This window comes from Thalassolituus sp. UBA2009, assembly GCF_002335285.1.
Classification (GTDB): domain Bacteria; phylum Pseudomonadota; class Gammaproteobacteria; order Pseudomonadales; family Oceanobacteraceae; genus Venatoribacter; species Venatoribacter alkanivorans.
In genome coordinates, this window is sequence record NZ_DDCJ01000127.1 from 1 (window position 1) to 22,942 (window position 22,942).

The window sequence follows — 22,942 nt, forward strand, 5'->3', positions numbered from 1 at the left end:
ACTTCGGTATGACCATTCCAGCGCGCGATGCCATATGCCGCGGCCAGACCCAGCAGGTTATGCAGCATCACCGCCACAACGGCGAGTGCTCCCATGGTGGCAATCTCGTCAGCATTCAGGGCAACGATGATGGCAATAATGGCGAGAATAAAGGCACTGGCAATATCCGGCAGGTGGCTGTTCAGGCTGCGTCCGACCTGGGGAAGAAAGCGGTTACACAACAGGCCACCGGCAATCGGCAGTAAGACAATCTGAGCGATGCTGATGATCATCGCCTGGGTATCCACGGCAATTTCAGCGGACAAATAAAAGGCAACCAGCCATGGCGTCAGCACCACGCCCCACAGGGTGGAGATCAGCGTCATGCTGACCGACAGCGCCACATCGCCGCCGGCCAGATAGGTCATCACGTTGGAGGCGGTGCCGCCGGCACAGGCGCCGACAATGATCAGGCCAATCGCCAGCTCTGGCGGCAGTTGCAGCAGCTGTACCAACAGCCAGGCGATCAATGGCATTAAGGTAAACTGCAGCAACACTCCCAGAGCGATAGGCTGTGGTTTATTCCAGACGCGGCGAAAATCCGCCCAGCGCAGGGTCAGGCCCATACAGAACATAACGATGGTCAGCAGCGGCACAATGGCGTCTTTCAGCCCCAGCAATGGCTGCGGTTCATACCAGGCGAGGGCGCTGACGGCGATGGCCAGCAGGGGGAAATAACGGTTAACAGAAAACATAGGAGCCTCCGGAAGCAGAGCGCTATGTTACCTCAGTGACGCCTGCGGCGCAGTGCTGAGCGTTGGTGTATCGTCAGTGCTTATCCGTTGTCTGGTATTTCACGCCGCTGGCGGGAATAATTCACCCGGTTGTAAATCCGATCAATAACGGAGTCATCATGGAATTACGTTTTGCCGACCTTAACCCTGTTGAGAGTTATCACCTGCTGATTCAGACCGTTCTGCCGCGGCCGATCGCCTGGATTCTGAGCGCAAATGACGATGGCTCATCCTATAACCTGGCGCCGTTTTCGTTCTTCGCGCCGGTCTGTGCCAACCCGCCTACCTTTGTGGTTTCTGTGGGTAAAAAGCCCGGCGGCGACGAAAAAGATACCTTTACCAATCTGGCCCGTGATGGCCGTTGTGTGCTGCACATCGCATCGGTTGAACAATTACAGGCACTGAACGCCAGCTCGGCAACGCTTGCCTATGGCGACAGTGAGGTCGAGCGTTCTGCTCTGGCGCTGGAAGCTTTTTCCGGATCAGCCCTGCCGCGCCTCAGCCAGGCGCCGGTTGCTTTTGCCTGTACTCTGCAACAGCAGGTGGATGTCGGACCGGGTGGGCAGCATGTGCTGTTTTTACAGGCCGAGGCGGCGTATCTGGCGGACGATATTGTTCTCAGCAAAGAGCCGCGCCTGCAGGTCGGGGCTGCGGAGCTGAACCCGCTGGCGCGTCTGGGCGGCAGTGAATATGCCGCGCTGGGTGAGTTGTTTAATCTGCCGCGGCCGGAATAAATACGCTGGCACAAAACAGCGTCGTAATAAAAAACGCCCGGAAATTCCGGGCGCAGCGGCGACTCAGCCTTTATTCAGAAAGCGGATAATGGCGCGGGTAACCGCCCGTGGCAGCAGCTGGCTGGCGGCGTAGGTCAGGGCAAATTGCAGACTGACGGCGCGGTGGGTCTTAGGCTGTTCTATCTGCTGCAGAATGGTTCGCGCGACATCTTCGGCGTTCAGATGCACACCGAGTTTATCCAGAACCGGGGCGCCGGAGGCCTGTTCATTCAGCATCGGTGTGCTGACAAAAGGCGGCATCACATCGCAGACACGGATGCCGTACTCTTCCCATTCCAGCTCCAGGGCTTCGGTCAGGCCGCTGATGGCAAATTTGGAGGCGGAATAACTGGCCAGCCGCGGAATGCCATAGGTCGCCGAGGCGGAACTCATGTTGATCACCTGAGCGCCGCTGGTATGACGCAGGTAGGGGAAGGCGGCCTGACAGCAGTGGATAGTGCCCATCACATTAATATCGAAAATCTGCTGGTGGCGCTGGCTGCTGACGTCTTCAAAACGGTCAATCTGCAGAATACCGGCGGAGTTGAACAGCAGGCGCAGCTGTTTGTCATGCTGTGCGGCAAATTCACCGATCACCGCAGCACACTGCCCGGGATTAGTAACATCGAGGGCGTAGCAGCGTACGCGCTGCTCATCCCAGCCCAGAGTCATTTCCTTTAATGCCTGTTCGTTAATATCCGCCAGACCCAGACTCCAGCCCTGAGCGTACAGGGTTTCGGCTGTGGCGCGGCCAATGCCGGAGGCTGCACCGGTGATAAAGGCATTTTTCATCATGTGGCTTTACTCAGTAAAAAGAACCAGAGCGTCAGACTCGCGATTATCGTCTGACAGGTAAAGGGTAAAGTACGCCAGACATAAAAAAGCCCGCAATGTCACAGATCATGGCGGGCTTTTAAATCAGTAAAGGCTTACTGAGCGCTGTCTGCCAGACCGGCAGGCTGCAGCGTAAAGCGTGACAGCTGTTCGCGTTGCAGGCTGTCGAGCGCTGGCCAGTCCTGTACTGCGCCGCCCTGGGTCAGTAGCAGCCAGGGCTTGCCACGTTCCAGAATGGCATTCTGGTAGAGAGCACGGACTTCGTCCTGGCTCAGGGTTTTCACCTCGGCGGCGATGGCTTCGTTGGTGTCGAAGCTGTAGCGCTGCACTTCAATATCACGCCAGAAGCGGGCGACTTTTTCCGCCATATTTTTCGGTTTTTCCAGCAGCAGAGTGCTCAGGCCCTGACGGTAGGAGTTAAATTCTTCCTCCGACATGCTGCCCAGCTGCTGTTCGAAGTTGCTGAAAAAGCTCAGGCTGCTGTCGAGAATTGCCTGTGGGGACGCTTCCGGTGACTGCACGATAAAGGCCAGGCCCGGAATGGTTTGCTGCGGGAATGGCGTGGCAAACACGATATAACCCAGCTGCTGTTCGGTGCGCATGGTCTGGTAGTAAGGCGCACTGAGAATCTGACCCAGCAGGGCGTAGCGTGCACGGTTGCGGTCGCTGCCTTCCTGGCCCTGCACGTAGAGCACGATGGCGGTGTCCTGGTGATCCAGTGTCAGGTTTTTCTGGTACTGGCCGGCCGGAATCTGCAGCAGTTGTGGCAGAGCGACCTGAGCGGCTTTGGCCGGATACTGAGCGTCAACAATGGCGGCCAGCTCCTGTGCCTGAGCTTTGCTCAGCTGACCATGAACATACATCTGCACGGCCAGTTCGTTCTTGAAGGTGGTGGCGTATTGCATAACGTCTTCACGGCTGACTGCGGCCAAGGCCTGCAGCAGATCGGCCTGATCGAAGCTTGGTTCGTACAGCCAGTTTTTCAGCACCGCCAGTTCACGTTCAAACGGCTTGTTCTTCAGTTGATTTTCCAGAGTGCGCTGCAGCGAGGCTTTGTAACGGCCGAAGTCTTCTTCACTCAGGTTGATGCTGTTCATTTCGCTGAGAACGCGCTTCAGCAGTTCCGGCAGCTTGTGCTGATAACCACCCAGCGCCAGTTCCAGGCCTCGGCCGGAGGCATTGAGGCTGTAATTCAGACCGGCCAGATAGGCCGGATAGCTGTAGGTGTTCAGCGCTTCGTTAACGGTGCGGCTGTACAGCTGCGCCAGTACCCGCTGACGCGCGGAATTCTGTACGCTGGCCTGTTGCAGCTGCACCATCACCCGGGCTTTCGGCATGGCGAATTCATGCTCCGGGTAATACCACAGCAGACGGCCGGGTTCGCTGATCAGTTTTTCTGGAGTCGCCTGGGTGCTGTCTGCGTGCAGGGTAAAGTCGGTCGGAATAAACGGATTCGGTGCCGGCAGGGTCAGGCTTGCCAGACCCTCAGTGGTCACCGCATCGGCGCGGTAATCGCCGGGGCGGATACGGATCGCGGTGCCGTACCATGGGTCGATGGTTTCGGTGGCTATCTGTGGGGCGATCAGGGTGCGCAGCATGTTACTGGCGGATAACGCATCCAGATAAGGCTGCAGCTGTTGCTGGCTGATTGGCTGCCAGCGGTAATCGCCGTAGATAATGTCTTCAGCCGGATACACCAGCATGTTGCTGCTCAGGCGTAACACGTAATCACTGATGCGGCTCTGTTCCTGGAAGCGGAATGACAGGTCGCTCAGTTGCTGCTGCTCGGTAAGCAGGTATTGCGGCAGCGGCTGTTGCTTCAGCAGGTCGATGTAATGCATCAGCGCCTGGGTAATGTTTTCGGTATACAGCAGGCCCAGTTTGGTCAGCTGAATCTGCACCACCAGTGTGGTTTCGTCCTGAGTGCTGAGTGAGCGACCGGCGCTCAGACCTTCGGCCCAGCCTTTCTCTTTCAGGAACGCCAGCAGGCTGCCTTCACCTTCGTGGCCGATCAGGTTTGACAGAATCTGTACCGGTTTATAGGCATACAGCGACTGGGTTTCCGGCATCGGGAAGGTGAACTGCAGGCGGCGGATTTCTTTCACCGGCTCAATGTTCATATCCAGTGGCAACTGGCCCTGAATAAACAGGGGCGGATTAGCAACATGAGCTACGGTCTGACGCTTTGGCACTGCAGAAAAATGACTTTTTGCCCAGGCTTCCAGCTGATCCAGCTCGTATTTACCAGCCAGTACCAGAGTCATGCGATCGGCAGAGTAGTGGCTGTTGTAGAAGGCCAGTAACTCGTCGCGGGTTTTGCTGTCAGGACGGTCGGACAGGGTATCGAGATTACCGGTGGCAAAGGATGCGTATGGGTGATCCGGATTCATCGCCTGTTTTTCGGCGGAATAAATACGGCGGAAATCGTCTTTCAGTTTAGAGCTGTATTCGGCATGAACGGCGTTTTTCTCACGCTCAACGTAGGCTTCATCGAAGGTTGGCGAGATAAAAAACGGCGCGAAACGATCCAGTGCACCGCTTAAGGCTTTGTTATCGATATCGAAAAAATACGTGGTCTGGCTGTGGGCAGTAAAGGCGTTATGGCTGCCGCCATGACGGCTGATATAAGCCTGATATTCACCGGCTTCCGGGTAAGGCTCGGTACCGAGGAACAGCATGTGCTCAAGGAAGTGAGCCAGGCCTTCACGGCCTTTGGGGTCATCGCCACTGCCGGCATCGACGCTGACGGCGGCAGCGGCTTTGTCGGCATTGGGGGTATTGACCAGCAGCACTTTCATACCGTTATCCAGAGTCAGATAACGGTAATTAAAAGTGTCAGCCGGGCTGACGATCAGTTCGGGTCCGGCGGAAAACTTAATCATAGAAAATACGATTGCGCCCAGTACGATGAATAAAAACGTCCAATAACGTGGCGATAACATGCCTGCTCCCTAGTGTGCAGTTCCGTTGTAATGAATGATGGCCTGCGCATCCGCCAGAGTATGGCGTTGCGGATCCAGCTGTTGAATCTGGTTGAGACGGTGCTTGCTGTCTTCGAGTTCCGCAACCAACAGGGCAAACTGACTTTCGAAGGCGTTATCGATAACAGAATACAGCTCTTTGACCGGGTCTTCGGCGCTGGCACCGGCTGGGGTACGCAGGGCTTTCAGGCAGGCGAGGGCAATCTGGTGGTAGGCTTGATCTTTATTCACAACGGGCTCCTTTTAACAGGAGCCTATCATAACCCAAGGAGCCTCTGAATAACCCGCTACCCACACGGGATTGCAGAAAAGTTCTGCATCATTCAGCCCAGTTCTGCGCTGGGCGAGAACCATTGCAGCTGGTCGGCGCTCAGCTCGCGCGATAATACCGATCCGGATAACCAGTCGACATTACTCTGATGGGCCGAAGCCAGGGCTTCGGTATTATCCATTCCGGGAGCGTAAATGATCAGCTCATGATCGTGAATGCGCTGCAGCAGACGGCGGCTCTGTGGCAGAGACTTACTGTTGCGCATATGAATGAGGAATTCCGGAGCCAGACTGACGCCCTGAATCGGCAATGACAGTATCTGGCGGGAGTTGAGGAAGCTGCGGCCGAAGTTGGCAATAAACAGCTGACACTGCTGGGTGCGCAGTTCGTCACGCCAGTTAAGATCGGCTTCATCCTGGCTGAGAATGCAGTCTTCGCCGAGGATGATATGGCATTGCAGGGGCAGCCGCTGACGGGCTTCAGCAAGGGCTTTGACAAAGGCCCTGACACTGGCTGGCGGTTGCTCAGCTGCAGGCATAATAATGTGCAGTTCATGATCAAAGTGTTGCTGCCAGATATTGCCGATGGCTCTGAACCAGGCAACCCAGCCGGATTCATTGTAGGTACTGGCTTCCGGAGCCTGCAGTGCAGTCAGTGTTCCCTGCTGGTTAAAGACCGGCAGAGCCCGGAACTGGCTGCTGGCGTGATGTTGATCCGCAACCGGTGTGGTTGTGGTCGTACGCGGTTGTTCTTTTCCGCTGGTCGCCGGCAGGCCCAGGCGGCGGCGCAGCCAGTCATCCCAGTGAGCGATGCCTGCGGGTTTCTGTTCGATGCTGATCTGTGGTTGCAGCAGAATTGGTTGTCCCTGAAAGCTGACGCTCTCATTAAAATCCTGCTGAATATTCTGGCTCAGCCGTTCAATCTGTTCCGCAGATACCGACGCCGGCAGCAGAATCAGAAAGGTATGTGGTTGTGGTGAGTAAATCTCGTAAAGGTCATCTGTTGCGGCTTGCAGGCGCTCGTAGCAGATGGATGACAGATCTTTATGGCTTACTTCTTCTGGCAGCGCGACCACCATCAGCTGTGGCTCGGTACGGGCATCGTCTGCCGCCTGTTGCAGGCGTTGCAGGTGGTGCTCGCCGGAGTAGCGTTGCAGCTCGTCTTTAAGATCGCGTTGCGGAGACTGGTCGGACGTTACAAAGTTGCAGGAGCACAACCGGTACTGGCTGCCTAACGGGGTGATTGCCATCCAGGCTGGCAGGTTCAGCTGCCGTGGGCCGGTAAGGTTGAAGTGGCCAAGCCAGGTCTGCTGCTGTTCTACCTGACGGGTTACGTCGGTTTCCAGTGTCACGGGCATCGAGGACAGCGCATGGGCAAAGAGATTAATACCCAGCAGATCGCTTTCTTCACATTGCAGGGCCTCGCACAGTAACGGGCTGGCCATGCGTACAATCCAGTTGTTGTCAGTCAGCAGCATTGCCTGTTCGGTTTGTACCGCCTGACTGACCTGTTGCAGGTTTTTCAGTAAATCGTGCTGCTTCAGACCTTCTTTGATATCGATACCGAGTAACAGGTTGTCCCAGGGTTTGGCGACAAAACGGTGAACATCGCCTTGCTGCCAGGCGCTGCGCAGGGCGCTGTAATCAACCTGGCCAGACAGCAGCAGGCGATAGGTGGCGGGAGAAATTTCACGTGCTTTCCGGCACAGGGTCAGGCCATCCATTCCCGGCATTTTGTAATCGGTGATCAGCAATTCAATGTCATAGCGCTGCAGGATGGCAAGGGCTTCATCGCCACTGCTGGCCTCGTGGATATGAAAGGGCTCTGCACGCAGCATACGGCGGATGGCCTGAATAATGCCGGCCTCATCATCGACGAGTAAGACGTTCCTTTGCATTCTTTTTCTCCTGGCGGTTTAACATGGCCTGAGTCTGTCCTGAGCCCAAGCTACTGTAGCATCCTGCTTCTGCTTTATGTATGGCTCTGCCCGGGGTGAGGCAGGGGAATGTCGCAATTTGCTCATTTCTCCTTGCATTGGCGAAAGGCTATCTATACTGAAACCAGTGTAGTTGCTGACTTGAGATAATGCTGTGAGGGAAAAACAGGCCTTAACAACCGGAGAAGTGGCGAAATACTGCGGCGTGAATTTCCGTACCGTTATTCGCTGGATTGAACGCGGTCACCTGGATGCCTATAAGCTGCCGGGGCGCGGAGATAACCGTATTCCGGTGAGCAGTTTTATTACGTTTCTGCAGGATAATAATATGCCGGTGCCCGGTGATTTATCGCTGGGAGTAAGAACGCTGGTGTTATTGGCTGATGCAGAAGATTTTTCCGCCGATGTGGCTTCTTTTGTCCGGCGTGCAGGCTGGGAGCCGTTGGTGACCACTGACCCGATTCAGTTTGGTTTCCTGATTGCCGAACATCAGCCGGGAGCCATTGCTGTAAATTCTGCAGCTGCTCAGGATTCGGTTGCCCGCCTTATGCGCGACAGTGAATCCCGTGAAACCCTGTATCTGCTGATCAGTCGCCACGAACCGGAGAAACCGGCAAAGGATGGCTGGCTGAGCTACCAGTGGCCCAGAGATCAGCAAGCTCTGTTGGCATTTCTGACGGGTGACGCTGCTGCATAGTGAAGCTCTGGGTCACAAAGGACTGAGACCTGTCCGGAGAGGGAGCTATGACTTTTTCTGCGTTACTGGGATTAACGCTTCTGCTGGTTTTACTGGTTCTCTGGCTGGCCAGCTGGTGCTGGCGTCTGCGGCGGGAGTTAAAAGAAAACCTTGCCTCGGCTCAGCGCTTCCGCATTCTCTGGCAACACCTGCCTGACGTTATCACCGAAATTGACCGTGAAGGCCGTATTCTGGATGTTAACCATCTGTTTGATGGCTTTACTCTGGAAGATGTTGCCGGCAAATCATCGGTCGATTTCCTGCCGCAGGATCAGGCTATCCGGTTTACGCAGAGCCTGGAAGCAGCGATCAGGAACCACTCCCCTCAATCCTTTGATATTACTCTGCGCGATCCGCAGGGCCGTATTAACTATCTCCATAATCAGCTGATTCCGCTGAGTTTATACCGCGATTTGCAGAGTTTGCTGGTGATCAGTACCGATGTTACTGAGCAGAAGCTTGCGCGGGATATTCTGACTGCAGAAAAAGAACAGGCGGAAGAAGCGAATGTGGCCAAAAGCCGCTTTCTGGCCAGTATGAGCCATGAAATCCGTACGCCGATGACCGGGCTGCTGGGTATGGTTTCCTTACTTGAGCAAACACCTTTGTCATCTGAGCAAATGGGCTTTGTGCGTATTATTCAATCATCTTCAGAACACCTGCTGACTATCGTTAACGATATTCTCGATATTTCCAAAATTGACGCCGATAAGCTCACGATTGAAGAAGAAAGTTTCAATATCCGTGAAATGATCGACAGCCTGATTGCCATGATGAGCGCCAGAGCGCGGGAAAAAAACCTGAGTTTGCAGTTCTTTGTAGAGGATTCGGTACCGCACTATGTCATTGGTGATGCCATCAGAATCCGCCAGATTCTGATGAATTACCTCACTAATGCACTGAAGTTTACCGAGCAGGGCCATGTTCTGCTGCGCTTGGTTGTGGTCCGGCGCCAGTTCAGCCAGGTGTTGCTGCGTTTCTCGGTAGAGGACTCCGGTATTGGCATCGCCGCAGACCGGGCTCTGCAGTTGTTTGATGAATACAGTGTCGCGCATGGGCGTCTGTCAACGCTGGTCGGTGGTACCGGGCTTGGTTTAAGCATTTGCCGTCGTCTGGCGACGCTGATGCATGGCAAGGTCGGGGTAATCAGCTCGCCCGGGCTGGGGTCAAACTTCTGGCTTGATCTCAATCTGACGATTGCGGCCAGTGATCTGCCATCAGGCCAGCATCAGCCGGATACCAATATTCATAGCGGCACGCTCTGGGTCTGTGATGAGGCCCGGATTAATCGTGCATTACTGGTATCGGTCGTACGCCGGCTGGGTATAACGGTCAGAGAGTTTTCTGTTGCTGAAGATCTGCTTGATGCCCTGAAAGATGCCAGACCCGATATTCTGGTTCTGCCTTATCGTTTGTTTAGCCTTTATCGGGACGGAGTTACCGCCAGTCTGAGCGAGGGGGGCACCCGCCTTGCGGTAACGGCTGCAGACAACGTGCCGGTGCCGGAAGCGGATTTGCTGGCACAGGGGATTAATGCATTCTGGGACTGGCCGATCAGCCAGGAGCACTTACAGCAGCTCTTGTTGCGCTTGTTTGATGAAAACAATAACCATCAATTGATTACCCGCTTCGGCCGTCAGTTACAGGAACATTCACCCGACCCGGGGCAGTTACAGGGCATCCGTGTACTGCTGGCCGAAGATAATATTGTGAATCAGAAAGTCGCTACCCAGATGCTGGTCCGGCTGGGTTGTGAGGTCACGCTTGCGGCTAATGGGCAGGAGGCGGTTGAACTGTACCGCCAAAAAGAGTTCGATCTGGTGCTGATGGATTGCCATATGCCGGTTATGGATGGGCTGGAGGCAACGAGGCAGATACGCAGCCTGGCGCAACGCCGGCAGATTCCTGTTATTGCATTATCGGCGGATGTTATGGCTGAACAGAAAGCGGCCTGTAAACAAGCCGGGATGAATGGTTATTTATCAAAACCCATCCGCCTGGAGGAGTTGCGTCAGGCGTTATGTGGTTTTCTCTATCCGGATCAGAGTGCGCTGCCATAAGGTATGTAGCGGTTATCGGTCAGGCTCTTCAGATGACGGATTGCGTCTTTTTCCGGCAGCTGACCATTCCTTTTCAGGGTGCGGAAAATCCAGATTGCCGGGTTCTTAGCGCCGCACTGCCAGCCACTGAACTTCATTTCTGCCAGCGTAAAAAAGGTTGCCAGCTGAAACAGCTCATCTGCACTGAAGGTTTCCAGAGCCGGCTGCCACTGCTCCTCGGTGAGTTGTATATGGGAACGCAGCGTTTTAACGGTATCTTCACCCAGCTGTTGCTCAGCCTGGGAGCTGTCGCCGGCCATGAGCGCTGTTACTGCCAGACATTGTTGTAACTCTGACGCGCTGATCTTGGCCGAACCTTCGGTCGATGGCACCCATTCATCAATCATTTGCTTTAACCTTGGTCGTTATCTTAAGCAGGGGACGATAGGATATACTAATCCGCCCGAATTCTTAACAAGCCAATGGGTTGGCGATCTGGTGTGCCAGCCACGATCAGCGGGTGGATTGGTTTTATTTTTGCCCCGATAACAGTGAGACTACATGCAGGATCTATATTCCGATATCCGCCCTTATCATGACGATGAAGTCAGGCGTGTTATTCAGCGTCTGACTCACGCCAGAACTCTGCAGCACGCATTGGTTAAATATCGTTTTCCCGCGTTGCCTTCCTGGCTCAGACAGGCATTGTTGCCTCTGGCTGGCTGGTATCTGCGCCGTCGTACTGCACATATTCAGACCGTTGAAGCCTTTCAGCGTTGGCTGGCTCCGTGGATTGCGGGGCTGTTGGAAAAATCAACCGATGAAATTGTGGTCCGGGGGCTGGAACATTTATCGGCGGACAAAAGCTATCTGTGGATTTCCAACCACAAAGACATTGCCATGGATCCGACTCTGATTAATTACAGTCTGCATCACGCCGGCTGGCCGACCAGCCGGATTGCGATTGGCGATAATCTGCTGGGGCACCCGGATGTTGCCGATATTATGCGTCTTAACAAAAGTTTTGTGGTTAAGCGCAGCATTGCCAATAAACGTGAAAAACTGCGTGAATTACAAAAGCTATCTGCCTATATCCGCAGCTCGCTTGAGAGCGGTCATTCCGTCTGGATTGCCCAGCGCGAAGGGCGCGCCAAAGATGGCATCGACAGAACCGATACTGCGGTACTTAAAATGCTGGCGCTTAATGGCCGTGAGCGCGGTGAGGATTTTACCGCGACGATGACAGCCATGTGTCCGGTGCCGGTGTCTATTCAGTATGAATGGGACCCCTGTGATGTACAGAAAGCACAGGAGCTGGTTACCCGTGCAGAAACCGGCCGTTATGAAAAAAGCGATGATGAAGATACGCGCAGCATCCTGCTGGGGCTGACCGGGGCCAAGGGGCGTATTTATGTCGATTTTGGCCGGCCGCTGAACACTGAAGAACTGGTTTCGGCCGATACGATGGCTGCTGCTATTGACCTGCAGTTGCAACAAATGTGTGAGATCCTTCCGGTGCAGCAATCGGCTCTGAATTTGTTGCAGCAGGAATTTTCGCTGGCAACCGAACTTGTCTGTGGTGATGTGGTCACTGCAACACATGAACAGCTGCTGCTGCGCTTGCAGGGCTTGGACCGTCCGGTCCGTAAACGCCTTCTGCAGACCTATGCCGCACCGTTATTACAGAAAATGGCAGCGGTAAGCACAAGTGAACCGCAATCAGGAAGCATTGAATGAAAACATTATGGATCCCGGCTCTGGCCTGTCTGACTCTGACCGGTTGTCCGGAATTAGGGCGGGAGTGGACAGATAAGGAAGAAACACTGCTGGTGGATTATTACAAAGTGCAGTGTGATAAGGATGACAGCAAGCTGTGCTTCCGGGTGCGTGAAAAAACTACCGACAGCTGGAAAACCGCCGATCTTCCGTTTACTGGCTTCAGCAGCTTTGTCTGGGGCAACCGCTACAGCGTTACTGTGAACACCAGTTTTAACAGCAGCGGTAAAGACAGCGCTTATGAATTCCGCGCGGTAAAAACTACCACGGCGGTTAATCCTGCTGATGAAGCCTTCGCTTTAACCCTGTACAGTCGCGCCGGAGTGCTCACTCCCCAGAATGACACGACCTGGTCTCTGGGAGATGAAATTACTTTTGCCTGTGGCAGCTATTGTGCGCAGATTAAAAGTGCCGTGGATGCGCAATATGCTTTGCAGCTGGAATTCACAGCCAGTGCCGGTGCCGTAACCCTGACCTCTCTGTTGTGCAGTGCCAGTGAAAAGGATTTTTCCAGCGATTGTTCCGGAGAAAGCACGGTCAGCTGGACGGTGGCACACTTTCAGTCAGAGTGTGGTCTGGCTGAGGCTGCAATGTGTCTGCTGTATCGGGTAAACAGTTCTGACGATTTCTCGTTGTTACAGCTCTCTGGTGATATCAGTAATTTCACTCCGGTCTGGGGTAAACAATATGATCTGAAAGTGGTCAAAACCCTGTCCTCGGGCGGCAGCATCAGTAAAGCGGTACTGAAGGAAAATGACAGCAGCCCGGATGATAAAGCCAACAGTACTTATCCGTTTAAATTTATTCTGCGTGGCAGTGCGCTGGCGGCGAATAATGCGGGGGTTATTACCGGTTACGATGGCGCCGCGAATATGAACTGCAGCAGTAATTCGCTGTGCGCTGATCTGGATAACTACATTGATGATGATCAGTGGTTATTGCTGAAAGGATATGTCGATGGCGAGCAGATTCTGTTGCAGGAAATTATTTGTCACGATGATGTGCTGGCTGATTTCAAAGAGTGTGTCGCAGATGAAAAGGATGTTACCTGGTCATTCTGACGTGGTGGTTTAACCATAAAAAAGGCCCTTATTCAGGGCCTTTTTTATTATCAGTAAATACCATTAATCCTGGCGGTTAATCAGTTCGCTGATGCGCTGGTTGGCCCGTGGAGCAACAGATACGTGCGGGAATTCCTGCACAATCTTACGGAAGTAGGCCAGTGCTTTCTGATTATTGCCGGCCTGATTATATGGACTCATATAGATCAGACCCAGCTGGTACAGGGATTTGGCCCGCATTTCAGCTGACGAAGCTTTGTTATCGTAGAGAATCAGATAAACCGCTTCAGCATCGGCAACCCGGGCTTCGGTAATCGCCCGCTCGCTCATCGGAGTGAGTTCAGCGTCAAACGGTGTGTTGTCCGTTTTCAGCAGTTTACTGCGATCAACCTGTTTCAGCAGTTGTGTGGCCGATAGCTGTACCGGTTCATTCTGGCGGGCTTCAATAACCTGAATACGCTTGATTACTTTTTCTTTCAGACGCGAGTCAGGAAATTCAATCCGGTGCTGTTTAAGGTAGGCCAGTGCTTTCTGGTCATCGCGCTGATCGTTGTAGCGGTTCATGTAGAGTAAGGCCACCTGATAAATCGCCAGCGATTTCATGTTACTGCTGTAGTCAGGATCGCTGTAGCCTTTCATATAGGTGCTGGCGGCCTGTTCAGTTTTGCCGCGGCTGATGGCCTGTACAGAAAAGGTGAGCAGGTCTGGCTCTTCCTGCAACGCTGCTGCTGCACGGACTTTTATATTTTCATCGTAGCGGGCCACCTGGTGGCCACCTGCTTCAGCAATAAGCAGAGGTGTTGCTGCTGCACAGCCGGTCAGTATGGCAACCGTTGCCGCTGTCAGTATGGCTTTGATCATTATCGTATCCCTGATCATATTTTTAGAGTCTGGTGAGAGCGGCTAGTGTAATCAGCACCCTTCGGAATGGAAAGGTATAGTCAGGCCATATACTGGTTATTTATGACCAGGGTATGAAAAGCCCGGCTGGCGGGCTTTTGCAAGATGGTAATCAGAGGAAAAAGGCAGCGGTAATTCCGGCCAGAGCACCAATAACTGCACCAGCGGTGGCAGCCTTGATTGCTGTTTTTTGCAGCTCTTTCTGTAATTCGCTGCGGGTAGTGGCGAGTGTTGCTTCCAGTGCTGTCTGGCTGGTTTTCATGATGGCGATCAGGTCGTCAGCATTTTTCTTGTCCAGTTTGTCGGCAACCGTAACGGCGAGGCGCTGATTCATTACCCGGGTTTTCTGAAATAACGCCTGTTCTGTCAGTGTCTTATTAACTTCCAGTTGCCAGCGTTCCTGTTGCTGATGCATGCGCGCCTGAATCAGATCCAGTTGATGGGTCTGGTGGGTTTGCAGTTGTTGTGTCGTGGCATCCAGGCCGGCACTGATTTCTGCTTTAGCTTCAGCAATAGCATTACGCAGATGCTTTTGTACGAGCTTATCAATTTCAACCAGTGCAATGGCCGGGGGCTGAGATTTTTGCTCATCATTGGCGGCGGGCTCATCCAGAGACTGAATGACGGCCATCACGGCTTCATGACTGGCGGGCTTGGCCAGAACACCATGAGCTCCGTGAGACAAAGCCATTTCCTGATATTCCTGCCCCTCTTTGGAGGTATACATAATGGTCGGAATGGTAGCCGTACGGGGATTGGATTTAATCAGCTGGGTTGCTTCCAGACCATCCATGCCCGGCATCATATGATCCATAAAGATGACGTCAGGCTGGCGGCTTTCGAGAAAACTGAGCGCCGCTTCGGCACTGTCGACGGCATCGGCCTGTACATTAATTTTACCCAGCAGGCGCTGCAGCATCATGCGGGCGGATTTGGAATCATCAACGACTAGAGCATTTTTTATGGTCATGATTTGGCTCGTTCTGGACAGTCCGGCCGATAATAAGACCAAGATGCCTCTGATGGGTCAATAGGCGCAGGCGCCATCCTGTTTCAGTTTGTGGCAAATTACCACTTTTCGCGCTAAAAAGTCTGATCTGCCCAGACCAATCTGGCATAATCCTGTGTTTACTGTTAATGAATCTGTAATGACTGTGACTTCTCATGCTGTCTTGATTAAACGTGCGTCCAGCGCATCGGTTCTGGTCGCTGTGACCCTGTTGTTAGCTAAAGTTTTCGCCTGGGTTATCAGCGATTCCGCCAGTGTGTTGTCATCTATGCTCGATTCTTTAATGGATATTGCAGCATCACTGGTGAATTTTTTTGCCGTACGTTATGCGCTGATGCCGGCGGATGATGATCATCCGTTCGGGCACAGTAAAGCTGAAGGTCTGGCCGCGCTGATTCAGTCTGCCTTTATTCTGGGCTCGGCGGTGGTGCTGTTATTACACGTATTTGATCGTCTGCTTAATCCCCAACCGCTGACCGCTTTGGGAGAGAGCATCGGTGTCATGACGTTTTCGATGTTCGCCACTATCGGCCTTGTGCTGTATCAGCGCTGGGTTTTTCGTCAGACCGGATCGCTGGCGATTAAAGCCGACTCTGCCCATTATTACGGTGATATTCTGACCAACGTGGCGGTTATTATGGCGTTAATAGCAGCTTACTGGCAGCAATACTGGTTTGACCCGGTTGTGGCGCTGGCTATTGCCGGTGTGTTGTTTTACAGCGTGTACGGCATTGTTAAAGAAGCGCTGCAGGTGCTGATGGATCAGGCCATGCCGGATGAGGATGAGGCCGAGCTGAAAGCGTTGATTAACAGCTGTGAAGGCGTGCGTGGGTTTCATGATTTACGTACACGGCAAGCAGGGGCGCTGCAGTTTATTCAATTTCATCTGGAGCTGGATGCGTTGCAACCGCTGAAGTCCGCACATGCTATCGGGGATCGCGTTGAGAAACGCATTCTGGAACGTTTTCCCCGTGCCGAAATTATTATTCACCACGATCCGGTCTGAACGCAGATGATCTGGCGGGGATGGCTGGTATTGCTGGGACTGGCACTTTCCGTGTCAGCATCGGCGCTCAGTCCGGAACCCTTTCTGCAAGGTGACAGTGAGCAACTGATCACACCGGTCGTAACGGTTCCTGTTGCTGAAGAGCCTCCTTATACCGCTCAGACTACGGTTGATCCGGCGATGCTGGATCGTTCAAAGGACTGGTTGGCCGGTTATCTGAACCGGTTATCCGGTAATATTGATACGTTCTTTGTTGACTCTTTTTTCAGTGAAGAAATTACGGACGATGATGTTAAGGGCAGCCGCGCCAAGCTGTCGTTTTACACCCGGCGGGTTTTAGGCGACCCGGTGGATTATAAATTCGGCCTGAGTGTAAAACTGGTATTGCCGCATACCAATGAACGGCTGAATTTACTGCTCGATTCGGAAGATGAAGATAACCGCGAAGCGGACCCGATAGAGAGTGTTGAAAACGTGAATTACACGGCGGCGCTGCGTTTTATTGTGCGCGAATCCGATCAATGGAAAACCAACGTGGATGCCGGAATCCGCTGGGGCGTTCCGCCTAATCCTTTTGTGCGTTTTCGCGCCCGGCGTTATGCCTATTTATCCGAGTGGGAACTGAAAGCGACACAGACACTGTTTTATTTCTCTCTCGATGGCTGGGGAGAGGAAACCCGTCTGCAGATGGATTATCCATTAAATACGGAGAAGTTATTCCGCATTAATGCCAAGGCCGGTTATCAACTGAATGATGAATATTTTAAGCTTTCGTATGATGCCGGGCTCTATCATGAATTGAGCAGTAAAGCGGCGCTGGGTTTCGTGGCCGGGGCCAGTGGCGACAGCGAATTTGATACAACTTTTTATTCCTATCATGCCGGTGTTCGTTATCGCCGTCAGGTATACAGCAATTGGGTATTTGCTGAGGTGGCACCGGAATTTATCTGGCATCGTGACAAAGATTATGGCACGACCCCGGTTATTATGTTCCGTCTGGAATCTGTGATTGCCCGCGATTAAATCACGGGCTCAAGCGGATAAATCGTGCGGAAAGTAAGGTTGATGCGTGGCTGCCGGATGCGTGCGCGCTTGGGCAGGCTGTGCTGCCAGTGCCTCTGCATACCGGGTTGCATATCCAGCAGGCTGCCGCTGGCCAGTGGCAGGATTCCTGATTGACGGCTGCTGCCTTTACGGCGTAAGGCAAAATCCCGCTCTGCGCCCAGACTGAGTGACAAAATCCGCGGATTTTCGCCCAATTCCTGCTCATCGTCAGCATGCCAGCCCATACAATCCTGACCGTCACGGTACAGGTTGCACAGCACGGCATTCAGCTGTAATCCGGTTAGCTGGTTCAGTTGCTGACAAAGAATCTGCAGTGTTGGTGTCCAGGGATCTGCGTGCAGGGTTTTCCCGGAATAGGTGTAACAGATGCCGGGATCGCCGTGCCAGGCCTGTAAACGCGGAATAATGTGCTCGCGTCCGTAAATAAAAACGCGGCCCTGTTGCCAGGGAATTTCATGCAGCAATTGCTGATACAGAGCGTTTGCCTGTTCAGGCTCCAGCAGAGCGGGGTGGTAGTGCAGCAAACCGTCGAGCAATAGGTCAGGCGACTCCGTGCGGAGCCGCCATATGGGTGCCGCTGGGTTACTTGTCAAAGAAACCTTCAAACAATGGTGAAGTGAGATAGCGTTCACCGGAGTCCGGTAAAATAACGACGATTTTCTTGTCTTTAAAGGCATCCTCCTGCGCCAGGCGCAGTGCGGCCACCATGGCTGCTCCACAGGATATACCGGCCAGAATGCCTTCTTTTGACATCAGCTCATGGGCCATGGCCATGGCAGCGTCATTATCAACCTGCTCAACACGGTCAATCATGCTCAGGTCAAGGTTGCCGGGAATAAAGTTGGCACCGATTCCCTGAATTTTATGAGGCCCGGGACTGATGGCTTCGCCGGCCAGTGTCTGGGTAATGATCGGAGAGGCTGAAGGCTCTACCGCCACCGACGTGATGGCTTTATGTTGTTTGATAAAGCGCGAGATGCCGCTGATGGTACCGCCGGTGCCGACACCTGCAACCACAACATCCACCTGGCCATCGGTATCATTCCAGATTTCCGGCCCTGTGGTTTTTTCGTGGATGGCCGGGTTGGCCGGGTTATTGAACTGTTGCAGCATAATGCGCTGCTCCGGTGCTTCGGCGACCAGTTTTTCTGCGGCCTCAACTGCACCTTTCATACCCTTGGCGCCTTCGGTGAGCACCAGATTAGCGCCCAGAGCCATCATCACCTTACGGCGTTCCATACTCATGGTTTCCGGCATGGTGAGGGTAATTTTGTAGCCGCGGGCTGCTCCGACAAACGCCAGAGCGATACCGGTGTTCCCACTGGTTGGCTCAACGATTTCCATTCCCGGTTTGAGTAGCCCATCCTGCTCGGCCTGCCAGATCATATTGGCACCAATGCGACATTTAACGGAATGCGCCGGATTACGGTTTTCCAGCTTGGCATAGATTGCCGGGTGATCAGTCAGATGGCGAATGCGTACCAGCGGCGTATTTCCGATGGATTGGCTGATATCTTCAAAAACCTTCATAGAACCTCGCATGAACATGGACGTGTCAGGATATTGTCTAAAATGGAGATAGCGTGTCTTATGTCACAAAAAATAACTTCAGCTTTGCCGTGTTCTGGTGGATTCTGTCAACACCAGCAGGCGGGTGTGGGAGAACCGGTGCCAAACATCAGCAGTCAGCAAGACAGTGACACCTTAAAGCGAGTAGAGGAGCAGATCAATATCCTCTCTGGCATCCTCGAACAGGGCCGTCATCATTTACGCTTCCCTGGCCGCCTTGAACAACGTTATCTGGAATTCCGTAATCAGCGTTTTCTGGAAATCGATCAGAAAATTATCATTGCTGGCCTGCTGTTTTACCTCGGCTTTACCTGGTCGGACTTTTATCTGGGCGGGGATAACGCCGGGCTGATTTTTGCCTGTCGCCTGCTGATTACGATTTCCATGTTTGCTTTGCTGTGGTGGATTCCCCGCTCCCGTTTTGCTACTCACATGATGACCATTGCCGCCAGCGGAATTTTTATTGCGGGGCTGTCGGTTATCTTTTTTATTCAGCTGATTCCTGATGCCCTGAAATATGCTTACCATCTCGGGCTGATACCTATTCAGGTATTTACTCTGGTGGCGCTGCGGTTGAGTTACCGTTCTATGCTGATTGTTTCGGTATCGCTGCTGAGCTGTTACGTAATGATGCTGCTGATCAGTGATGCACCGGAACTCAGTGCTGAACTGGGGGCCATCGTTGATATTTTTATGCCACTGTTCGTACTGTTCTGGCTGTTGTTGATCGGTATGGGGGCTTATCTGGCTTATGCCATAGAGTCTTCTGCGCGCAGCGATTATATGAAAAACCGCTTACTGGCGCTGGAAGCAGAGCGCTTGCAATACCTGACCCGGCGACTGCATCTGCTGTCGACCACTGACAGCCTGACCGGCATAGCCAACCGCCGTTATCTGGAAGAGTGTCTGGCCAGCGAATGGCGCCGCTGCCTGCGGGCGCAACGGCCGTTGGCCCTGATTATGATCGATATCGATAATTTCAAAGATTATAACGACCGTTATGGCCATCAGCAGGGTGATCGCTGCTTGTACGATATTGCCCGTAATATGGCTTCATTCTGCCAGCGGCCTGGTGATCTTTGTGCCCGGTATGGCGGAGAGGAATTTATTATTATTCTGCCGGATACAGCGCTGGGTGAAGCGGCTTATATGGCTGAAAAAATCCGTGAAAGTATTGTTGCTCTTGGTATCCGCCATGAAGCCTCAGAGTTTTCTGTGGCAACCATCAGCGCAGGCGTGGCAAGTATGATTCCAACGGCGGAAAACAGCAGTGACGATTTGTTGCGTATCGCCGACCGGATGTTGTATCAGGCTAAAGATCAGGGCCGCAACTCGGTGGTTGCGGCCTGAGCCTGTCTGCTGATTCCCTTACCGGCGATTATTTAACCGGCATAGCAAGGTACACTCAGCTGGCGTTATGCAGAGCGCTCAGTTGCTGGTCTTTTTCTTCCCACAGCTGCTGTACCCATTGCTGGAAGTGCAGGCGGTAGGTGTCGTCATTTTCGTAGTCACCATCCAGCAATTCTTCCGGGATCGGCTTTTCGTTAATAATCACAGTACAACGCTGCATCTTTCCCTGTAAAAAGTCCCAGAATGTCGGAATTCCATCCGGATAGTGAATGGTTACGTCCAGAATTGAGCGGAACTGGTTACCCATCGCATTCATGGCGAAGGCCATACCACCGGCTTTGGGTTTGAGCAGATGCTGAAACTGAGAGTCCTGATCGTCGTGTTTTCGCTGAGTAAAGCGCGTACCTTCGAGAAAATTCATCACGCTGGTCGGCATTTCGCGGAATTTTGCACAGGCTTTACGGGTTGTCGCCAGATCCTGTCCGCGTTTTTCCGGATGCTTTTCCAGATACGCTTTGCTGTAGCGTTTCATAAACGGGAAATCCAGTGCCCACCAGGCCGCGCCCATTACCGGAACGCGGATCAGTTCCTGCTTAAGAAAAAACTTCAGCAACGGAATGCGGCCGTTCAGCGCATGTTGCAGCACGATAATATCTACCCAGCTCTGATGGTTGCTGATAACGAAATACCATCCCTTTTTATCCAGACTTACCGGCCGCTGAATATTCCAGTTCATTTTCTGTGTCAGCATCATCCAGCCGGAGTTACAGCTGACCCAGGCATTGGCAATGGCGGTCAGAATCGCGGTGACGCCTTTGCGTACCAATGGCACGGGAATAATGATTTTTACAAAGGTGAAGATAAACAGCAGGGAGCACCAGAACACGATGTTGATAAACAACAACAGGCTGGCAATAACACCGGTAATAACCGCAAGCATTTATTATTTTCCTTTATTTTGTTGTGACTGAATCGCGGTGAGAGCGATGGTGTAAACAATATCTTCAATCAGTGCGCCACGGGACAAATCGTTTACCGGCTTGGCCAGGCCCTGCAGCATTGGTCCGATGCTGATGACATTGGCGCTGCGCTGTACCGCTTTATAGGTGGTATTGCCCGTATTCAGATCCGGGAATACCAGTACGGTTGCCTGCCCTGCGACCGGGCTGTCCGGCGCTTTACTGCGCGCCACACTCGCCGTGGTAGCTGCATCGTACTGCAAGGGCCCGTCAATCAGCAATTCAGGGCGCTGCTGGCGTACCAGTTCGGTGGCCGCGCGCACTTTTTCCACATCGGCGCCGCTGCCGGATTTACCGGTGCTGTAGCTGAGCATGGCAATGCGTGCGGGAATGCCCATAGCAATAGCAGAGTCGGCACTCTGCATGGCGATATCGGCCAGCTCCTCAGCATCCGGATCAGGGTTGACTGCACAGTCACCGTAAACCAGTACCTGATCCGGCAGTCCCATAAAAAAGACGGAAGATACCAGCTTGGCGCCGGGCGCTGTCTTAATCAGCTGCAGTGCCGGACGGATGGTGTTGGCAGTGGTATGAATTGCGCCGGATACCAGACCATCCACTTCATCCAGCGCCAGCATCATCGTGCCGAGCACCACGTTATCTTCCAGCTGCGCCAGCGCCATAGGTTCGGTCAGCTGCTTGTGTTTGCGTAATTCGACCATGCCGGGTACATAGCGGGCACGTACGCTGGCCGGTTCAATAATCTGCAGACCTTCCGGCAGCTCAACCTCATTGGCCTGGGCGATCTGGTGGATACGCTCCGGATCACCGAGCAGCACACACTGGGCGATACCGCGTTGCTGGCAGATTGCCGCCGCCTGAATGGTTCGTGGCTCTTCGCCTTCAGGCAGTACGATACGCTTTTGTGCGGCACGCGCTTTGGCAACAATCTGATAGCGGAAGGCCGCCGGGCTGAGGCGTGAAGCATGGGGCTGGCCCAGACGTTCCATCAGTACCGGAATATTCAGGTGCTCGGCAACGGTGGTCATGATGTGTTGTACCCGGTCAACGTCATCAATGGATACGTGAGTATCCATCTGCGTCAGTTGTTGGGCAGTGGTAAAGGTATCCATGCGGGTCTGCAGTACAGGAATACCGGTCTGCAGTGCCGGACGGCAGAGGTTAATAACCTGTTCGCCGGGTTGAAGTCCGCTGGTCAGCAGCAGTCCGGCCAGCGGAATACCGCTGCTGACGGCCATGGCTGCAGCCACAATAATATCGTCGCGGTCACCTGGGGTTACGATCAGCGTGCCTGGACGCAGGACATCCACCATATTGCCCAGTGTGCGGGCACAGAGGGCAATGCGCAGTACGCGCCGGTCAGGTTCGCCTTCGTGCAGGGTCTGAGTATCCAGAGCACGGGCAATATCGAGTATGCGCGGGCTGACCAGTTCGGCTTTCCAGGGGATAACGCCCAGTACCGGACATTGCTTCATGCTGAGCTGCCAGAAAGCATCCTGTTCCTGTTGGCTGACCCCTGCGTCCTGAGACATCAGTTCGCCGGAGGGAATGACCTGCTGAGCGGGTGCTTTACCTGCTTTGTTGATAATGCAGCCCATCAGATTGGCCTGAGAGCCGCCAAAAATACCAACCTGCAGCTTCAGCTCCGATTGTATCTGGGCGGGACTGCGGTTACGGCCACTGGCCACCAGAATTACTTCTGCATTCAGGGCTTTCGCCATCTCGGCGTTGAGTTTGGCGGTGTAGGGTTCGCTGCGGTCAGGCACCAGGCCTTCGATCAGTACCACATCGCAATCGCGGCTGACTTCATCGTGCAGGGCGATTACATCTTCCAGTACACGGTCGAGCATGCCGTCGCTGATACGTTGCTGTACCAGATTCAG

The 22,942-nt window shown here is 53.5% G+C and carries 20 protein-coding genes; 8 read left to right on the forward strand and 12 right to left on the reverse strand.

What is annotated here, in order from left to right; translation table 11 throughout:
• The coding region (locus B3P58_RS15450; protein WP_286718901.1) for a bile acid:sodium symporter family protein at positions 1 to 734 on the reverse strand (734 nt) is incomplete at its 3' end.
• A 158-nt stretch (positions 735 to 892) separates the two neighbouring features.
• On the opposite strand from B3P58_RS15450, the gene B3P58_RS15455 reads away from it, so the two are divergent.
• A complete protein-coding gene (locus B3P58_RS15455; RefSeq protein WP_286718903.1) occupies positions 893 to 1,507 on the forward strand; it encodes a flavin reductase family protein in 615 nt (204 codons plus the stop codon).
• A 63-nt stretch (positions 1,508 to 1,570) separates the two neighbouring features.
• On the opposite strand, the gene B3P58_RS15460 is transcribed toward B3P58_RS15455, so the two are convergent.
• The 4 genes from B3P58_RS15460 to B3P58_RS15475 all read right to left on the reverse strand — a co-directional run bounded on the left by B3P58_RS15460 (position 1,571) and on the right by B3P58_RS15475 (position 7,529).
• Positions 1,571 to 2,341, reverse strand: a complete 771-nt coding sequence (locus B3P58_RS15460) for an SDR family oxidoreductase (protein WP_286718905.1) — start codon at positions 2,339 to 2,341, stop codon at positions 1,571 to 1,573.
• A 134-nt stretch (positions 2,342 to 2,475) separates the two neighbouring features.
• Positions 2,476 to 5,322 (reverse strand): insulinase family protein, encoded by a 2,847-nt coding sequence (locus B3P58_RS15465; protein ID WP_286718907.1) that lies wholly within the window; start codon positions 5,320 to 5,322, stop codon positions 2,476 to 2,478.
• 9 nt (positions 5,323 to 5,331) lie between these two features.
• Positions 5,332 to 5,592 carry a hypothetical protein gene (locus tag B3P58_RS15470; RefSeq protein WP_145469351.1) on the reverse strand — a complete coding sequence of 87 codons (261 nt, stop codon included), beginning with the start codon at positions 5,590 to 5,592 and terminating at the stop codon, positions 5,332 to 5,334.
• A gap of 92 nt (positions 5,593 to 5,684) precedes the next feature.
• Positions 5,685 to 7,529: an EAL domain-containing response regulator gene (locus B3P58_RS15475; protein ID WP_225691670.1), complete on the reverse strand. Its 1,845-nt coding sequence runs from the start codon at positions 7,527 to 7,529 to the stop codon at positions 5,685 to 5,687.
• 193 nt (positions 7,530 to 7,722) lie between these two features.
• On the opposite strand from B3P58_RS15475, the gene B3P58_RS15480 reads away from it, so the two are divergent.
• Complete coding sequence (locus tag B3P58_RS15480) at positions 7,723 to 8,265, forward strand: helix-turn-helix domain-containing protein (RefSeq protein WP_145469353.1); 543 nt, start codon at positions 7,723 to 7,725, stop codon at positions 8,263 to 8,265.
• Between the two features lie 47 nt (positions 8,266 to 8,312).
• Positions 8,313 to 10,364: a response regulator gene (locus tag B3P58_RS15485; protein ID WP_286718911.1), complete on the forward strand. Its 2,052-nt coding sequence runs from the start codon at positions 8,313 to 8,315 to the stop codon at positions 10,362 to 10,364.
• Here B3P58_RS15485 and B3P58_RS15490 read toward each other — a convergent pair.
• Positions 10,346 to 10,750, reverse strand: coding sequence for a hypothetical protein (locus tag B3P58_RS15490; RefSeq protein ID WP_145469355.1), 405 nt, complete (start codon positions 10,748 to 10,750; stop codon positions 10,346 to 10,348). The two genes, B3P58_RS15485 and B3P58_RS15490, sit on opposite strands and share 19 nt — an antisense overlap.
• Before the next feature lie 154 nt (positions 10,751 to 10,904).
• Here B3P58_RS15490 and B3P58_RS15495 point away from each other — a divergent pair, with 154 nt between their 5' ends.
• Positions 10,905 to 12,080: a 1-acyl-sn-glycerol-3-phosphate acyltransferase gene (locus B3P58_RS15495; RefSeq protein ID WP_145469356.1), complete on the forward strand. Its 1,176-nt coding sequence runs from the start codon at positions 10,905 to 10,907 to the stop codon at positions 12,078 to 12,080.
• Complete coding sequence (locus tag B3P58_RS15500; RefSeq protein WP_145469357.1) at positions 12,077 to 13,180, forward strand: hypothetical protein; 1,104 nt, start codon at positions 12,077 to 12,079, stop codon at positions 13,178 to 13,180. The genes B3P58_RS15495 and B3P58_RS15500 overlap by 4 nt, the downstream gene beginning before the upstream one ends.
• A gap of 63 nt (positions 13,181 to 13,243) precedes the next feature.
• On the opposite strand, the gene B3P58_RS15505 is transcribed toward B3P58_RS15500, so the two are convergent.
• Positions 13,244 to 14,041, reverse strand: a complete 798-nt coding sequence (locus B3P58_RS15505; protein WP_145469358.1) for a tetratricopeptide repeat protein — start codon at positions 14,039 to 14,041, stop codon at positions 13,244 to 13,246.
• Between the two features lie 151 nt (positions 14,042 to 14,192).
• On the reverse strand, positions 14,193 to 15,050 hold the full coding sequence (locus tag B3P58_RS15510; RefSeq protein ID WP_230330687.1) for a response regulator: 858 nt from the start codon (positions 15,048 to 15,050) through the stop codon (positions 14,193 to 14,195).
• Positions 15,051 to 15,228: 178 nt separating this feature from the next.
• On the opposite strand from B3P58_RS15510, the gene B3P58_RS15515 reads away from it, so the two are divergent.
• On the forward strand, positions 15,229 to 16,095 hold the full coding sequence (locus tag B3P58_RS15515; protein WP_225691673.1) for a cation diffusion facilitator family transporter: 867 nt from the start codon (positions 15,229 to 15,231) through the stop codon (positions 16,093 to 16,095).
• Positions 16,096 to 16,101: 6 nt separating this feature from the next.
• Positions 16,102 to 17,118: a hypothetical protein gene (locus B3P58_RS15520; protein WP_286718915.1), complete on the forward strand. Its 1,017-nt coding sequence runs from the start codon at positions 16,102 to 16,104 to the stop codon at positions 17,116 to 17,118.
• Here the strand turns inward: B3P58_RS15520 and B3P58_RS15525 are convergent.
• Positions 17,115 to 17,696 carry an alpha-ketoglutarate-dependent dioxygenase AlkB family protein gene (locus B3P58_RS15525; protein ID WP_286718916.1) on the reverse strand — a complete coding sequence of 194 codons (582 nt, stop codon included), beginning with the start codon at positions 17,694 to 17,696 and terminating at the stop codon, positions 17,115 to 17,117. The two genes, B3P58_RS15520 and B3P58_RS15525, sit on opposite strands and share 4 nt — an antisense overlap.
• A 46-nt stretch (positions 17,697 to 17,742) precedes the next feature.
• Entirely contained in the window at positions 17,743 to 18,690 is a 948-nt protein-coding gene (gene cysK / locus B3P58_RS15530) for a cysteine synthase A (RefSeq protein ID WP_225691676.1), read from the reverse strand.
• A gap of 126 nt (positions 18,691 to 18,816) precedes the next feature.
• Between cysK and B3P58_RS15535 the strand changes: the two genes are divergently transcribed.
• Complete coding sequence (locus tag B3P58_RS15535; RefSeq protein WP_186435937.1) at positions 18,817 to 20,079, forward strand: GGDEF domain-containing protein; 1,263 nt, start codon at positions 18,817 to 18,819, stop codon at positions 20,077 to 20,079.
• Between the two features lie 55 nt (positions 20,080 to 20,134).
• Here the strand turns inward: B3P58_RS15535 and B3P58_RS15540 are convergent, their stop codons facing one another.
• Positions 20,135 to 21,019 (reverse strand): acyltransferase, encoded by an 885-nt coding sequence (locus B3P58_RS15540; protein ID WP_145469365.1) that lies wholly within the window; start codon positions 21,017 to 21,019, stop codon positions 20,135 to 20,137.
• Between the two features lie 3 nt (positions 21,020 to 21,022).
• A partial coding sequence (gene pta / locus B3P58_RS15545; RefSeq protein ID WP_286718920.1) for a phosphate acetyltransferase occupies positions 21,023 to 22,942 on the reverse strand: 1,920 nt, incomplete at its 5' end.

Excerpts from the sequence above, each read along its gene's own strand:
- B3P58_RS15455 (WP_286718903.1), top strand. The coding sequence starts at position 893 with ATGGAATTACGTTTTGCCGACCTTAACCCTGTTGAGAGTTATCACCTG.
- B3P58_RS15495 (WP_145469356.1), top strand. The coding sequence starts at position 10,905 with ATGCAGGATCTATATTCCGATATCCGCCCTTATCATGACGATGAAGTC.
- B3P58_RS15510 (WP_230330687.1), bottom strand. The coding sequence starts at position 15,050 with ATGACCATAAAAAATGCTCTAGTCGTTGATGATTCCAAATCCGCCCGC.
- B3P58_RS15485 (WP_286718911.1), top strand. The coding sequence starts at position 8,313 with ATGACTTTTTCTGCGTTACTGGGATTAACGCTTCTGCTGGTTTTACTG.
- B3P58_RS15460 (WP_286718905.1), bottom strand. The coding sequence starts at position 2,341 with ATGATGAAAAATGCCTTTATCACCGGTGCAGCCTCCGGCATTGGCCGC.
- B3P58_RS15505 (WP_145469358.1), bottom strand. The coding sequence starts at position 14,041 with ATGATCAAAGCCATACTGACAGCGGCAACGGTTGCCATACTGACCGGC.
- B3P58_RS15500 (WP_145469357.1), top strand. The coding sequence starts at position 12,077 with ATGAAAACATTATGGATCCCGGCTCTGGCCTGTCTGACTCTGACCGGT.
- B3P58_RS15515 (WP_225691673.1), top strand. The coding sequence starts at position 15,229 with ATGACTGTGACTTCTCATGCTGTCTTGATTAAACGTGCGTCCAGCGCA.
- cysK (WP_225691676.1), bottom strand. The coding sequence starts at position 18,690 with ATGAAGGTTTTTGAAGATATCAGCCAATCCATCGGAAATACGCCGCTG.
- B3P58_RS15520 (WP_286718915.1), top strand. The coding sequence starts at position 16,102 with ATGATCTGGCGGGGATGGCTGGTATTGCTGGGACTGGCACTTTCCGTG.
- B3P58_RS15490 (WP_145469355.1), bottom strand. The coding sequence starts at position 10,750 with ATGATTGATGAATGGGTGCCATCGACCGAAGGTTCGGCCAAGATCAGC.
- B3P58_RS15475 (WP_225691670.1), bottom strand. The coding sequence starts at position 7,529 with ATGCAAAGGAACGTCTTACTCGTCGATGATGAGGCCGGCATTATTCAG.
- B3P58_RS15540 (WP_145469365.1), bottom strand. The coding sequence starts at position 21,019 with ATGCTTGCGGTTATTACCGGTGTTATTGCCAGCCTGTTGTTGTTTATC.
- B3P58_RS15465 (WP_286718907.1), bottom strand. The coding sequence starts at position 5,322 with ATGTTATCGCCACGTTATTGGACGTTTTTATTCATCGTACTGGGCGCA.